This is a genomic window from Hymenobacter siberiensis (genome assembly GCF_018967845.1).
GTDB classification, from domain to species: Bacteria; Bacteroidota; Bacteroidia; order Cytophagales; family Hymenobacteraceae; genus Hymenobacter; species Hymenobacter siberiensis.
On record NZ_JAHLZZ010000001.1, the window covers coordinates 2,857,841 to 2,872,229 of the forward strand.

A 14,389-nucleotide genomic window follows, 5' to 3' on the forward strand; every position below is an offset into this window, starting at 1 on the left:
ACTATTGAGGTAAAGATGCTTCGCTGCGCTCTGCATGACGGTCTTTTTTCATCGTTCAAACCCCACCCATGAAATTCCGCTACCTGCCCATCCTGGCCCTGGCCCTCGCCAGTTGTTCCCAGGCCGATAAATCGGCCACCGCCACCGGCCCCGATGCCCGTTTCGATGCTTTCAAAGGCCAGTTTATCGAAGCCCTGTGGAAGCAGAATCCGGATTATGCCTCCGGCATGGGCTACCATAAATATGACTCGCTGCTGCTCATCCCCAACGCCGCCCAGCGGCAGGCCGATGCTGCGTTCGCCCAGAATAACCTGGCGGCGCTGGGCAAATTCACCCTCGATAGCCTCTCGCCCAACAACCAGATTGACCTGCGCCTGCTCCGCAACGAGCTGCGCGCCGAGCGCTGGTACGCCGACACCCTCAAAAACTGGCAGTGGAACCCGGCCACCTACAACCTAGGGGCCTCGGTGGGTGACCTGCTCAATGGCCGTTATTTCCCGCTCAACCGCCGCCTGCGCAATATTTCAGATAAAATCAGCCACGCGGCCGAGTTCTATGCCGCCGCCCGCGCCAACATCAGCAACCCGACGAAGGAGCATACGCAATTGGGCATCAAGCAAAACGCGGGCGGCCTGGCCGTTTTCGGTTCCGCGCTGGCCGATTCGGTGCGGAAATCAAGCCTGACCGAAACCGAAAAAAAGACACTGACCGACCGCGTGGCCGCCGCCAGCAAGGCCATGCAGGGCTACATGGATTTCCTCAAAAACGACGTGCTGACCAAGGGCTCGTTCCGCCCGTTCCGCATCGGCAAGGAGCTGTTCGACCAGAAATTTGCCTACGACATCCAGTCGCGCTTCACCGCCGCCGAAGTATATGAGCAGGCCCTGAAGCACAAGGCCGAGCTGCTGCACGACATGGGCCACCGCGCCGCCCGGCTCTACCCCAAGTATTTCCCCGGCCAGAAAGCCCCGGCCGATACCCTGGCCCTCATCACGGCCGTCATCAACCAGCTCACCCTGAAGCACGCCCCGCGCGACGGTTTCGTGGATGCCGTGAAGCGCCAGATTCCGACCCTCGTGGCCTTCGTGAACGAGCATAAATTATTGACCCAGGACCCCAGCAAGCCCCTTGTGGTGCGCGAAACTCCGCTCTACATGCGCGGCAGCGGCGCGGGCGCCAGCGTATCGGCCCCCGGCCCCTACGACAAGGGCGCGAATACCTACTACAACGTGGAGCCCCTGCCCGCCGAGTGGACGCCCGCCCAGGCCGAGAGCTACCTGCGCGAATACAACGACTACACCCTCCAGATTCTCAATATTCACGAAGCTATTCCAGGCCACTACACGCAGCTCGTGTACGCCAACCGCTCGCCCTCGCTGGTGAAAAGCATTTTTGGCAACGGGGCGATGGTGGAGGGCTGGGCCGTGTATTCGGAGCGCATGATGCTGGAAAGCGGCTACGGCAACAACTCCGACGAAATGTGGCTGATGTGGGACAAATGGAACATGCGCTCGACCCTGAACGCCGTTATCGACCACGCCATTCAGGCCGAAAACATGAGCGAAGCTGCCGTGGTGGCCATGCTCCGCCGCGAGGGCTTCCAGGAAGAAGCCGAGGCCCGGGGCAAGTGGCTGCGCGCCACCCTCAGCCAGGTGCAGCTCAGCAGCTATTTCACCGGCTACTCCGAAATCTGCGCCCTGCGCCAAGAGCTGAAGCAGAAAGAAGGCAAAGCCTTTGACCTGAAGGCATTCAACGAAAAATTCCTCAGCTACGGCAGCGCCCCGGTGAAATACATCCGGGAGCTGATGCTGCGCAAATAGCGTTGCAGTAGCGCGGACTTATAGTACGCGAATTAGTTGGCTCGCAGCCTCGCAAGCGAAAAGTTCGCGCTACAACCAGCCCGCCGGCCGGCCCGCTACCTTTGAACATGTTTTTTCTGCTCTCGAAGGTTCTCGACTTTGCGCTGCTGCCCACCGTGTGGCTGGTGGCGCTGCTAATTGCGGCATTGGTAGCGCGGCCGCCGCGCCAGCGGCGCTGGCTGGTGGCCGCGCTGGTGCTCACGCTGCTCAGCACCAATCCATTCCTGGCCAATGAGCTGCTGCTGGCCTGGGAGCAACCGCCCGTAGCCCTGGCCGCCCTGCCCCGCCACGCCGATGCCGCCGTGCTGCTCACCGGTATCACCAGCGTCAACAAGTCGCCCCACGACCGGGTGTATCTCGGCCCCGGGGCCGACCGCCTCACCAACGCGCTGTGGCTGTACCGGGCCGGCCGGGTGCGCCGCATCATCATTTCCGGCGGCTCGGGTACCGTAAAAACGGCCGCCCACACCGAGGCCAGCGACCTGGCCACGCTGCTGCGCCTGGCGGGTGTGCCCAACTCTGCCATTCTGCTCGAAGACCAGAGCCGCAACACCCGCGAAAACGCACTGTTCACGCAAAAGCTGGTGGTGGCCCGGCCCGAGTTGGATACGCTCATTCTCGTCACCTCTGCCTTTCACCAGCGGCGGGCCATGGGCTGCTTTGCCAAAGTCGGGCTGCACCCCATCAGCTTCCCGGCCGGCTACCGCAGCGCCGACCGCCGCTTATCGCCCGATGCCTGGCTGGTGCCCAGCCCCGAGGCAATGGTTAATATCAGCCTGCTGGTGCACGAAATTACGGGCTGGTTGACGTATAAAGTGTTGGGGTATTTGTAGCGAAAGTAGGAGGTTGGCAAGGGAATACACAGAACGTCATGCTTCGGCTGCGCGGACGCCAGATGAAGCATGACGTTCTGTATATTCGAATTATACTACTCCGTTTTCGCTACCGGTACCACCTCCTTGCCAATCCAAATCGACTTCTGGTTAACGAATTCGCGGATGCCCAAATACGAAAGTTCGCGGCCGTAGCCCGACTTCTTCACACCGCCAAACGGCATTTCGGACATCGACTTCACCAGGCCGTTCACAAATACGGCCCCGCTTTCAATCTGGCGGGCCATGGCCTCGCCCTTTTTCGGGTCCCCGGTCCACACGGCGGCCCCCAGGCCGAAGCGGGAGTCGTTGGCGAGGCGCACGGCATCGTCGGCGTTTTTGGCTTCCAGCACCAGCGCCACGGGGCCGAATAATTCCTCAGCGTAAGCACGCTGGCCGGGCTTGATGTTCGACAGAATCATGGGGCGGAATAGGGCCGTGCCGGGCTTGGCCTGCCCGCCGTACAGCTCCACTTTGGCACCCTGGGCCACCGAGTCATTCACCTGCTCGCTGAGCTCGTCGGCCAGGTCGGGGCGGGCCATGGGACCGTATTGGGTAGCCTCGTCGAGCGGGTCGCCGGGGCGCAGGGCCAGCAGGTGGGTTTTGAGGTGGCTGATGAATTCCTTAATCACCTTTTTTTCCACGATGAACCGCTTAGCGGCAATGCAGCTCTGGCCGCTGTTTATCATGCGGCTTTGGGAGGCGGCTTTGGCGGCCAGGGCCACGTCGGCATCGGCCAGCACGATAAACGGGTCGGACCCGCCCAGCTCCAGCACGGTTTTCTTGATGTGCTGCCCGGCCGTGGCCGCCACGGCCGCGCCCGCGCCCTCGCTGCCCGTGAGCGTCACGGCCATCACCCGGTCATCGGCAATGAGCTTCTCCACCAAATCGGACCCGATGAGCAGCGTGCGAAAGCAGGCCGGCGGCAGGCCCGCGTCGTGAAATATTTTTTCCAGTGCCAGGGCGCACTGCGGCACGTTGGAGGCGTGCTTGAGCAGGCCTACATTGCCGGCCATGAGGGCCGGCGCGGCAAAGCGCACCACCTGCCAGAAGGGAAAATTCCAGGGCATCACGGCCAGCACCACGCCAATGGGCTGGTAGCTGATGAAGCTGCGGCCGGCGTCGGTTTTGATGAGCTCGTCGCTGAGAAATTCCTCGGCGTGCTCGGCGTAGTAGTCGCAGCAGGTGGCGCATTTCAGGGCCTCGGCGCGACCGTCGGCAATTGGTTTGCCCATTTCCAGGGCCATGAGGCGGGCCAGTTCGTCCTGGCGCTCGCGCAGCAGGGCTGCGGCGCGGCGCAGCACCCCGGCGCGGTGGGCAAACGTGGTGGCGGGCCAGGTAGTCGCCGCCCGGTGGGCCTGCCCGAGAATGCGCTCGGTTTTGGTCCAGCTGAAGGCCGTGAAGCGGCGCAGGACGCGGTTGGTGTAGGGGTTGTAGGACTCGATGGGCATTGTGAATAAAGAAAACCAGGAAAATAAGGAGTGTGCACGGGCTATTGCTGCCGCAAAAAGCGGCGGCCACAAACCGTAGATAAGTAGCTCTTCAACATCATAGCCCTGGCGTGGGTTGTGGTGGCGGCGGCAACCAAAATAGCGGTTGCCGGCTTTAGTTGCGGCCCGTGTAAGGTCGTATACGGGCAATTACGCGGCATACCGTATTTTCGTGTGCTCCGCAAGGCCCCGCCTTTCCGCTTTATTACTCACTTTCAGTCACTCCCGTGTCCGATAATTCGTTAATTTCCCTCCCACCTGCCGCCGAGGAGGACCTGGTCCGGCGCCTGCAGGCCCGCGACCAATCGGCTATGACGCTGTTCTACGACCGGTATTCGGCCACGCTCTACGGCGTCATCTTCCGCATTGTGAAGGCCGAGGACGAGGCTGAGGACGTGTTGCAGGAAGCCCTGGTGAAAATCTGGAATGCCTTTGCCAGCTACGACCCCACCAAGGGCCGGCTTTTCACCTGGGTACTGAACATTTGCCGGAATCTGAGCATCGATAAAATCCGCTCACGACAGCACCGCGTAGGTAGTAAAACAACGGGGCTGGACGATAGTTTGACGGCGCAGCGCCAAGCCGCGCCCACAACCTTCCGCCCCGAGCACATTGGCCTGCAGGAGATTACTCAAAAGCTTATTCCTGAGCAGCGCCAGATTATCGACATGCTCTATTTCGAGGGCTTCACCCAAAGTGAGGTGGCCGAGGAGCTCAACATCCCTTTGGGGACGGTGAAAACCCGCGCCCGCACCGCTATCAAAGTCCTAAGCAAACTTATTCGCTGAACCAACCGTGGAAAACTTCCAAGACTATATAGAATCGGGCATCCTGGAGCAATACGCGCTGGGCGAGCTCTCGGCCGCCGAGCAGGCGGCAGTGGAAGCCCAGGCCGCCAGCCAGCCCGCCATTCGGGCCGAGCTGGAGCAGGTTCAGGCAGCGTTGGGTTTCTACGCCGAAGCCCACGCCATTGCGCCCCCCGCCGCCATGCGCGAGCGGGTACTGAGCAACGTACTGGCCCAGATTGCGGGCCCCGCTGCCAATGCCAGCCTCCGCGCCGATGTGGATGCCGTAGCCCAGACCACCAGCCGCCCCGGCCCCGTAGCCAGTGCTCCGCAGCCGGTGGCCGCCGCGCCCGAAGCCGTGGTGCGGCCCATGTCCTCCGCGCCCGTGCAGGCGTCGGCCAGCCGCTCGGGTTGGGCCATTGCCGCCTCGGTAGCCCTGCTGCTGAGCCTGGGCGGCAATATGCTGCTGTATTCGAACTGGAAAAACGCCAGCTCGGAGCTGGTAGCCCTGCAAAATGACCAGTCCCGCTTTGCCGCTACCACGCAGGTCGTGAACGAGAAGCTGGGCGCGCTGCAACAGGAAAACCAGGTGCTACGCAACGACGAGTTCCGCGCTGTGGCTCTGGCCGGCACCAAAACCGCGCCCTCGGCTCACGCCCGGGTGCTGTTCAATGTCGCCACCCACAAGGTGTACGTAGACGTGCGCAGCCTGCCGCCGCTGCCCGCCGACAAGCAGTACCAGCTCTGGGCCCTCGACAATGGCAAGCCGATTGATGCCGGGGTGCTCACCGTGGCCACGGCCTCGGGCGAAGGCCTCCAGCACATGAAGGATATTGCCAGCGCCCAAACCTTTGCCATGACCATTGAGCCCGCTGGCGGTAGCGCCGGCCCCACCCTGAGCACGATGACGGTGGTAGGTAATATTTAGCCCGCCCCAAATTTAGTTTCATTGCTGTTGCATAGTGACTTGTGCAGCATCTGGTTTTGTTGCTGGTTTCTCGTTGCTGGTTTAATGCTTTTGAGCCGTTTTTCAGGATGAGAAATCAGCAACGATGTACCAGTTGAAATTTGCGGTACAAGCGTTACCAGCGTAACATCAGCTATTCAGTCAGTGAAAAAAGACAGCATCTGGGTTCGTCGAAAATGAACAATGCTGCCTGCTGTCCGTTTGGGCTGGCAGGCGGCATTGTTTGCCACTTAAAAAAAGCAGCTTCAATGTCTATGCACGGCACCATTCTGACCATGCTAAAGCGCTATATGTAAACTCAGTACGACCACAGTACCTGGGTGAAGCTGGTAGAGCTTGCGGGCCTCGATAAAGTAGCGTTCAACCACAAAACCGTTTATCCCGACGAGCATATTTATGCCCTCGTGGGCCACGCGGCCGAGACGACCGACCTCTCGGCCGGGGAATTGCACGAAAAATTTGGCGAATACCTCGTGCCCGACCTCATGTATATGTATCAGCGCCTGCTCAAGCCCGAGTGGAAAATGCTGGATATGCTGGAGCATACCGACCTAACCATGCACAAGCAAGTGCGCCAGGAGCACACCGAAAATTCGCCGCCCATGCTCGCAGTCAGCCGCCTCGGGCCCAACGAGCTGATGATTGATTACGTGTCGCCGCGTCGCATGAGCGGGCTGGCGGTGGGCATCGTGCGTGGCCTGGCCGCGTATTACGACGAAGCCGACCGCATCGACGTGATGCCTACTACCATCAAAGACGGCGAGCGGGTCCGGATTCACGTACGTCGGTACTAGCTTATCTTTCTCTGATTCAATTTCCTTCATTTATTTTTCAATCCATGAGCGACGCTTCGTACTACAACCCGGCCGACCTGGCTAAATTTGGAAAAATCTCCGAATGGCAGCCCGAAATGGGCCGTAAGTTTTTCGATTATTACGGCGAGGTATTTAAAGAAGGCGCGCTGAGCGAGCGCGAGAAAGCGCTGATTGCCCTGGCAGTAGCCCATGTGGTGCAATGCCCGTACTGCATCGACGCCTACACGGCCGACTCGCTCCAGAAAGGGGCCGACGAAGCCCAGATGATGGAAGCCGTGCATGTTGGGGCGGCCATTAAAGGCGGTGCCACGCTGGTGCACGCCACCATGATGATGAACAAAGCCAAAGAACTGTCGATGTAAGGATTGGGGCGGTGCGCTGTCTAAGTAGTTCGAAAGGCCTGCCTCAGTTTTGCGATAACCTATTTGTGCTTAGCATCATCGTGCCTTATATCCTCCTGTAAATTAAATTCATGAAATCTCTCCACGCCCAGCATCACGCGCTGGCTGATTCCACTTACCAGCTCGACGTCCTCAACCCGGCGCAGACGGTGGGTGCCCGCTTTCCTGCCTTCGCCGCCAAGCTGCGCGAAACCGGCCTGCTGCCCTTGCGGCCCACCGAAATGAAGGTGATGCAAATAAACGTGGGCAAAATGTGCAACCAGGTGTGCAAGCACTGCCACGTAGATGCCGGCCCCGACCGCACCGAAATCATGACCCGCGAAACCATGCAGCAGTGCCTGGATGCGCTGGCTCAAACTGATATTCAGGTGGTAGACCTCACCGGCGGCGCACCCGAGATGAACCCGGACTTTCGTTGGTTCGTGGAGGGCATTTCGGCCCTGGGCCGCCAGGTTATCGTGCGCTGCAACCTGACCATCATCGTAGCCAACAAGAAGTATAACGACCTGCCCGAGTTTTTCGTCAAGCACGGCGTACAGGTGGTGTCGTCGCTGCCGCACTTCGCGGCCGGCCGCACCGACGCCCAGCGCGGCGAAGGCGTGTTCGACCGCTCGATGCGGGCCCTGCACATGCTCAACGCCGTGGGCTACGGCGTGGAAGGCTCCGGCCTGACGCTGGATTTGGTGTATAACCCGTCGGGGGCATTCCTGCCCGGCAACCAGGTTAGTCTGGAGCGCGAGTTCAAGCAACGCCTGACCCGCGACCACGGCGTGAGCTTCAATAACCTGCTGGCTATCACCAACCTGCCCGTTAGTCGCTTTCTTGATTATTTAATTGAAAGCGGCAACTACGACGGCTACATGGACAAGCTGGTGCAGGCATACAATCCCGTAGCCGCCGCCAATGTAATGTGCCGCAGCACCATCTCGGTGGGCTGGGACGGCCTGCTCTACGACTGCGACTTCAACCAGATGCTGGACCTGCCGGTTGCCACCGCTTCGGCCCGGCACATCCGCGATTTTGACCTCGATGCGCTGCAAAACCGGAACATCGTGGTGAACCAGCACTGTTATGGCTGCACCGCCGGCGCGGGCTCCAGCTGCGGCGGGGCTACAGCTTAGTGGCAAATCGAACTTTAAATCTTCTCCCCATGAGCTGGCCCCGTCTCGTTCGCATTAGCCTGAGTGCCGGATTACTTGCGCTGGGGGCCTGCGGGAGCGGAGCCGGTGACGAAACGGCCGGTCCCGGCATGCTCTACAAGCAGCTACTACGCACGCTGTATCACAACACCGTGCCCACGGTGCCCGCCGCTGCCCTGGCAACGGAGCTGGCCAAGCCCACTCCGCCGCTGCTGCTTGACGTGCGCACACCCATTGAATACCAGGTGAGCCACCTGCGCGGGGCCCGCTTCGTGCCCTTCGACTCCGTTGCCACCGTGCAGCTTGCCGGCATCGACCGCAGCCAGCCCGTGGTGGTGTACTGCTCGGTGGGCGTGCGGAGCGAGCGGCTGGGCGAGCGCCTGCACGCCCTGGGGTTTCGCAACGTGCGCAACCTCTACGGCGGGCTGTTTGAGTGGGTGAACGAAGGTCACCCCGTGGTAGACTCCGCCGGCCCCACCAACAATGTGCATCCTTATTCCACATTCTGGAGCCCCTGGCTGAAGCGGGGCCGAAAAGTTTATGAGTGAAGACCTTGCGGCCCACGCTGCGCAATCAGATAGCGACTCCCATTTGCTGGTATTCGCCCGTGTTCCGGCCCTGGGCCGGGTAAAAAGCCGGCTTGCGGCCGGGGTGGGAGCGCCCGCCGCGCTGGCCGTCTACCACGAGCTGCTGGCCATAACCAACACCGCCGTGGTGACCGCCGGCGTGCCGGCCACTGTGTGGCTGGCCGATACTGCCGGGCCGGAGCCCACCACGGCCGAAACCCGCGAGTGGGCAGCCCACCACGCCAAATGCCAGCCCGAGGGCGACCTCGGCGCGCGCATGACCACCGCGTTTGCAGCGGCCTTTGCCGCTGGGGCAGCTCGCGTGGCCATCATCGGAACCGATTGCCCGGGCCTGCGCGCCACGCACCTGAACGAGGCTTTTGCGCTGCTCGAAACCAACGACCTGGTGTTGGGACCTGCCACCGATGGCGGCTACTACCTGCTCGGCCTGCGCCAGCCCCAGCCCGAGCTGTTTCTGAACAAAACCTGGAGCACCGATTCGGTTTTGACCGATACGCTGGCCGATGCCACCCGGCTGGGCTTGCGGGCAGCCTTTTTGCCTGCCTTGCGCGACGTGGACAACGCCGACGACCTGGCCGTCTGGCGCGCTGCGAGCGGAAGCTAGGCCTGTTTTGACCGGCTTGCTTTGCCAGTGTCGCAGGCCCGTTAGTATCTTACGGCTCCTTTATTCACCTCTCCAAAGCCTGCCCGATATGATGAGCTGCCCGCTGCTACGCCGTTTGATGCCCTTGCTGCTTGCCGGCTTGCTCCTGAGCGGCTGCACGCCGGCCGAAGACAAGCCGGCGAAAGCGCGAACGCCGGTTTCGGCTCAGGCCTTGCAAGCCGTGATGCCTGCTTTCGACCAGCAATGGGCCATGCGCAAGCTGTGGGAGGACGGCTTGGCCGAAGTAGCAACCTACGATGCCGAACGGGTGATTTATAAGAAGAAGCGGCTGTTTGAGTACACCCAGATTACGGTGAAGGAGGCGTTCAACCAGCAGTTCAACGTGAAAACGGACGACTACAAGCGGGATGACCTGTTTCCGGTGATGAAAATCAACCAGTTTTGTAGCATTCAGACCGACCAATACCCGTACCACTACCTCACGTCGCTATTCTTCCGGCGCGACCAGCCGGTGTCGCTGTTCAAAATGTCGTCGTCGTCGCAGGAATGGTGCGGTAATACCTTCAAGTCCATCATCGACGATGGGGTGAATTTCGAGATGTGGTTTCACTCTTACTGGGATGGCCAGGGCGATAACAACCGCGACCTGCGCCGCGATATCATTCTCGAAGATGCCCTGCCGTACACGCTCCGCGCCCTGAGATTTGACCAAAAGCCCAGCTTCAACCTGACGGTGCTGGATTTGCAGCAAACCAACAAGGCTACGCCGCCGGTCTACTATCAGGCCCGCCTCACCACCGCCGAAGCCCCCGCCGCCGATGCGGCCGAGCCCGCCTGGCGCGTGGCCCTGGTGCTGGCTCCCGGCAAGGAAAGCGTGTACTGGTTCGCCAAAAAATATCCCAATATACTGCTCCGCCAAGCTACCTGGGATGGCCGCACCCTGCGCCTGAAATCAGTGCGCCGCTATGCCTATTGGCCTAAGTAACCCTCAGTTGTGGAGTGATAGCCGCATAGCGGCGGCAGGTTTATAGAAACTTAGATGCGCCGTTTACAAGCTTCAAAGGGGCAGTAACTTGGTGATAAAGCACTGTAAAAAAGGGTGCTGCGTTTGGTCTGCCTCGCTTTTCTGTTATCATTCTGCTATCCGATTGCGTAAGCCCAGCGTCAGCTCCCACACCAGCACCCCGAGCGTAACTACGTATTCCAGCGCTACCAGCCACAGGTTTTCGGTGTAGGCGCTGCTGCGGTAGGCGGCGTAGGAAAGCACCGCCAGCCCGCCCCACACCAACGGAAAGCGGAAGCGCGACAGCGCCCCCAGCCCGATGAGCAGCGCGAGATACCACGGATGCACGGTAGTGGCCAGGGCATAATACGCAGTGAGCATCAGCAGCAGCGTTTGGGCCAGCGAGGCCACGGTGAGGCGGCGCTCGCGCCACGCCAGCGCCAGCCCAAGCAGGCCGCCGGTGAGCGCCAGCGCCGGGCCGATTTGGGCAATTTTGTTGTACGTAGTGAGTTGGTAGCCAATGGCCCGTACCACGTAGTAGATGCTGGCATTGAATTCGAAGCTGCGGAAATATAGGTTCAGGCTGCGGCTGATGTTGACGACCAGCGCCACCGACAGGAACGGGCTGAACAACACCAGCAGCGTGCCCGCCACCATACCCGCGTATGCCAGAAACCGCCGCCAGCCCAGTCGCCTGATGAGCAAGGGCAGCACCAGCAGCGGTATTAGCTTGGCGGCCACGCCCAGGGCCAGCGCTCCGGCCGACTTGGCCCATTGCTGCCGGCTCAGCAGCCAGATGGCCAGGAGTAGAAAGCACAGAGCCAGCGCCTCAAAGTGCAGATTGCCAGTGAGCTCCATGATGGGCAGCGGGTGCAGCAGGTAGCGCAGCGCCCGAACCCGGGGCCAGCCCATGGCGGCCAGCAACGCCAGCAGGAGCCAGGCCGTGCCGGCTTCGGCGGCTAGCATTACCAGGCGCAGGCAGGTGACAAACCCGCGCTCGGAAGCCGGAAACAGGCGGGCCGCACCCCCGAATATCGCCTGGCACACCGGCGGATATACCGAGTAGTAGTGCGGCGAGTTGAGCTGCCGGTACAGCTGCTGAAGCTCGGGCAATACCGTGTTGCGCACGCTGGCATCGGGCAGGGCGGTGCGGGCACCGTCGGCAATTATTTCATCGGGCCGAAACCGGAACGGGTTCACGCCGTGCGCTACCAGCAGGCCATCCCAGCGAAAGCGGAAAATATCGTCGGAAAAAGCCGGCGTGGCCGGCAGCCACAGCAGCCGGAACACCAGCGCCGTGCCCAGCCCCCAGCGCAGCGGTAACCGGCTGTGCAGCAGCCACGCATACGCCCCCAGTGCCACCGCAAACAAGCCCGCCAGCTGGCCAAAATCAGCCCGTGGCGTGGCAAAGGCCAGGCCCGTGTACGCCGCGCCGGCCAGCAGCAGCGCCGCAACCTGAGAACCGGAAGGCAGCTTGAGAGACAAGGGTTTCAGCGTTCTGTTAAGTAGGTAGTCAGTAGTTAGTAATCAGTAATCAGGTTTCATCTATCTAAAAAATCACTCAATTGATTTCTGTCTGACTACCGATTACTTATGACTGACTACTTATTTGTCGTCGCGGATGGAATAGTAGCAAATCGCCGCGAAGCCAATGGTGAGCAGCGAGTGAAACGGCAGCAGGCCGAAGTCGTTGAGGTAAAGGCCGGCCGCGAGGCCAAACGCGAAGTACACCGCCAATACGCCTTCCAGAATTACGAGGCCGCCCACGCCGCCGGTGCGGTAGCGCCGCTTGCGGGCGAGGCTGCCGGTGCCGGCCTTGGGTGTACGCACAAATGGGGTGCGCTTGCCCCACCAGCCCAGCACCACGGCCCGGGCATTGTGCAGCGACAGGCCCATCGAAACCGATAAAAACAGCAGGAAAAACACTGGGTAGCGCCACAGTGGCTTGGTGGGGTGGGCCAGCCGCCAGGCAGTGTAGTAGTAATAAATGAGCGGCGTAAACCCAATCAGAAATACCGAAGCCAATCGAAATACGCCCTTAAACTCCTGGTGTTGCGCCCGCACAAACACCAATGGCACGCTCAGCAGCGCCATGAGCATGATGACGATGTAGACGCTGCTGTTCAGTAAGTGGAAAGTGGCCTGGAGCTTCACCGGCAGCGGCTGCTGGGAGCGCCACATGTTGCCGAGGTGCTTGTGGGCAGTTTCGGCCGCGCCCTTGGTCCAGCGGAACTGCTGCGATTTGAGGGCGTCCATCACGGCGGGCAGCTCGGCGGGGGCCACTATTTCGGGGCGGTAGATGAAGCGCCAGCCGCGCAGCTGGGCGCGGTAGCTCAGGTCGAGGTCTTCGGTGAGGGTGTCGGTGTGCCAGCCGCCGGCATCGTCAATGCAGGCGCGCCGCCACACGCCGCCCGTGCCGTTGAAATTGATGAAAAAGCCCGCCGCCGTGCGTCCCACCTGCTCGATGAGAAAATGCGCGTTCAGCCCAAAGGCCTGCAGGCGCGTCAGCAGCGACTCGTCCTCGTTCAGATGACCCCAACGGGTTTGCACCACGCCCACTTTTTTATCCTGCAAAAAGTAGGGGATGGTGCGCCGCAGAAAATCCGGGTCGGGTACGAAATCAGCATCAAAAATGGCTACGAATTCATCCTCATTTTCTTCGAGGCCATAGCGCAGCGCGCCGGCTTTGTAGCCTTCCCGGTTGGGCCGGCACACGTGGCTGATGCGCAGGCCCTGAGCGGCGTAGTGGGCCACGCGGGCGGCGGCCAGGGCCACGGTGGCATCGGTGGAGTCGTCGAGCACCTGGATGTGCAGGCGGTCGGCGGGGTAGTCGAGGGCGGCGGCGGCGTCGATGACGCGCTCCACCACATTCTGCTCGTTGTAGAGCGGCAGCTGCACCAGCACGCGGGGCCAGTGGGACGGGGCGGGCGGGGCCGGAGCTAGTCCCTTGGCGTAAGCCCGCAGGGCCAGCCGCGTGAGCTGCCACTGCCCCGCGCTAAACCCCAGGATGAACAGCAGGCACAGGGTGTACAGCACCACCAGCAAAAGGGGCAGTACCGCCATCAGAAACAAAGAATAAAGATTTGCAACACAACCAAAAAGACAGCTCCACCGACCGGGTAGACGCGGGCCGGGCCGGAAACTTACCGACCGGGAAAAATTACCAGTACTTAAAAATCGTCCACAGAATCTTGTAGCCCGCCCCAAGGGTGCCGCGCACCGTGCCCGATACCTTGCTCGTGCCGATGCGCTTGCGGTAGCGCACGGGCACTTCCACGGTGCGCAGGCCCAGGCGGGCGGCCTTCACCTGCATTTCTACGGTCCAGCCGTAAGTTTTGTCTTCCATGCCGATGCGCAGCAGGGCCGGGGCCGTAACCGCCCGAAACGGTCCCAAATCGGTGACGGTGCCGCCGTAGCGCAGGTTGAGCAGGCGGGCAGCCAGCCAGTTGCCAAAGCGCTGCTGGGGCAGGAGGGAGCCTTTTTCGCGCACGCCCAGGGCCCGCGAGCCGATGACCAGGTCGGCCTCCCCGCGCAGGAGCGGGGCCAGTAGTTCGGGCATTTGTTCGGGGAAGTCGGAATGGTCGCCATCGAGAAATACGACGATGTCGGGCTGTTCGGATTGGGGCCGGCCAAAGGCGTGGGCCATGCCGGCCAGGCAGGCGTAGCCGTAGCCGGGGCGCGGCTCGCGCAACACGGTGGCCCCGCCGGCCCGGGCCATTTCGCCGGTGTTGTCGGTCGAGTTGTTATCGACCACAATCACCTCCTGCGCCAAACCAGCCGGGATTTCGGTCAGCACCAGGCCAATGGCCCCGGCCTCGTTGTGGGCGGGAATGATAACGCTGACGCGGGGCTGGGGCATGAAGCAAA

The 14,389-nt window shown here is 61.5% G+C and carries 13 protein-coding genes and 1 pseudogene; 10 read left to right on the forward strand and 4 right to left on the reverse strand.

Annotation, left to right across the window (positions count from 1 at the left end; genetic code table 11):
- Positions 1-68 precede the first annotated feature (68 nt).
- Both KQ661_RS12375 and KQ661_RS12380 read left to right on the forward strand, forming a co-directional pair.
- Complete coding sequence (locus KQ661_RS12375; RefSeq protein ID WP_216688640.1) at positions 69-1,820, forward strand: DUF885 domain-containing protein; 1,752 nt, start codon at positions 69-71, stop codon at positions 1,818-1,820.
- A 107-nt stretch (positions 1,821-1,927) separates the two neighbouring features.
- Positions 1,928-2,692 carry a YdcF family protein gene (locus KQ661_RS12380; protein ID WP_216727174.1) on the forward strand — a complete coding sequence of 255 codons (765 nt, stop codon included), beginning with the start codon at positions 1,928-1,930 and terminating at the stop codon, positions 2,690-2,692.
- A 95-nt stretch (positions 2,693-2,787) separates the two neighbouring features.
- Here KQ661_RS12380 and KQ661_RS12385 read toward each other — a convergent pair whose 3' ends face one another.
- Positions 2,788-4,182, reverse strand: coding sequence for an NAD-dependent succinate-semialdehyde dehydrogenase (locus KQ661_RS12385; protein ID WP_216688642.1), 1,395 nt, complete (start codon positions 4,180-4,182; stop codon positions 2,788-2,790).
- A gap of 266 nt (positions 4,183-4,448) precedes the next feature.
- On the opposite strand from KQ661_RS12385, the gene KQ661_RS12390 reads away from it, so the two are divergent.
- The 8 genes and pseudogenes from KQ661_RS12390 to KQ661_RS12425 all read left to right on the forward strand — a co-directional run bounded on the left by KQ661_RS12390 (position 4,449) and on the right by KQ661_RS12425 (position 10,504).
- Complete coding sequence (locus KQ661_RS12390) at positions 4,449-5,009, forward strand: RNA polymerase sigma factor (RefSeq protein ID WP_226915545.1); 561 nt, start codon at positions 4,449-4,451, stop codon at positions 5,007-5,009.
- Between the two features lie 7 nt (positions 5,010-5,016).
- Complete coding sequence (locus KQ661_RS12395) at positions 5,017-5,934, forward strand: anti-sigma factor domain-containing protein (RefSeq protein WP_216688643.1); 918 nt, start codon at positions 5,017-5,019, stop codon at positions 5,932-5,934.
- Between the two features lie 350 nt (positions 5,935-6,284).
- Positions 6,285-6,767: pseudogene (locus KQ661_RS12400) on the forward strand (heme NO-binding domain-containing protein); the annotation flags it as partial.
- A gap of 44 nt (positions 6,768-6,811) precedes the next feature.
- Positions 6,812-7,150 (forward strand): arsenosugar biosynthesis-associated peroxidase-like protein, encoded by a 339-nt coding sequence (locus KQ661_RS12405; protein ID WP_168672718.1) that lies wholly within the window; start codon positions 6,812-6,814, stop codon positions 7,148-7,150.
- A 110-nt stretch (positions 7,151-7,260) separates the two neighbouring features.
- Positions 7,261-8,310 carry an arsenosugar biosynthesis radical SAM (seleno)protein ArsS gene (arsS, locus tag KQ661_RS12410; RefSeq protein WP_216688645.1) on the forward strand — a complete coding sequence of 350 codons (1,050 nt, stop codon included), beginning with the start codon at positions 7,261-7,263 and terminating at the stop codon, positions 8,308-8,310.
- A 29-nt stretch (positions 8,311-8,339) separates the two neighbouring features.
- Positions 8,340-8,876, forward strand: coding sequence for a rhodanese-like domain-containing protein (locus tag KQ661_RS12415; RefSeq protein WP_226915546.1), 537 nt, complete (start codon positions 8,340-8,342; stop codon positions 8,874-8,876).
- Complete coding sequence (locus KQ661_RS12420; protein WP_216688646.1) at positions 8,869-9,519, forward strand: TIGR04282 family arsenosugar biosynthesis glycosyltransferase; 651 nt, start codon at positions 8,869-8,871, stop codon at positions 9,517-9,519. The genes KQ661_RS12415 and KQ661_RS12420 overlap by 8 nt, the downstream gene beginning before the upstream one ends.
- A gap of 118 nt (positions 9,520-9,637) precedes the next feature.
- On the forward strand, positions 9,638-10,504 hold the full coding sequence (locus KQ661_RS12425; protein ID WP_216688647.1) for a hypothetical protein: 867 nt from the start codon (positions 9,638-9,640) through the stop codon (positions 10,502-10,504).
- A gap of 147 nt (positions 10,505-10,651) precedes the next feature.
- On the opposite strand, the gene KQ661_RS12430 is transcribed toward KQ661_RS12425, so the two are convergent.
- The 3 genes from KQ661_RS12430 to KQ661_RS12440 all read right to left on the reverse strand — a co-directional run bounded on the left by KQ661_RS12430 (position 10,652) and on the right by KQ661_RS12440 (position 14,381).
- On the reverse strand, positions 10,652-12,007 hold the full coding sequence (locus KQ661_RS12430) for a hypothetical protein (RefSeq protein WP_216727176.1): 1,356 nt from the start codon (positions 12,005-12,007) through the stop codon (positions 10,652-10,654).
- Between the two features lie 120 nt (positions 12,008-12,127).
- Positions 12,128-13,585 (reverse strand): cellulose synthase family protein, encoded by a 1,458-nt coding sequence (locus KQ661_RS12435; RefSeq protein WP_216727177.1) that lies wholly within the window; start codon positions 13,583-13,585, stop codon positions 12,128-12,130.
- 97 nt (positions 13,586-13,682) lie between these two features.
- Positions 13,683-14,381 (reverse strand): glycosyltransferase family 2 protein, encoded by a 699-nt coding sequence (locus tag KQ661_RS12440; protein WP_216727178.1) that lies wholly within the window; start codon positions 14,379-14,381, stop codon positions 13,683-13,685.
- Positions 14,382-14,389: the final 8 nt, after the last annotated feature.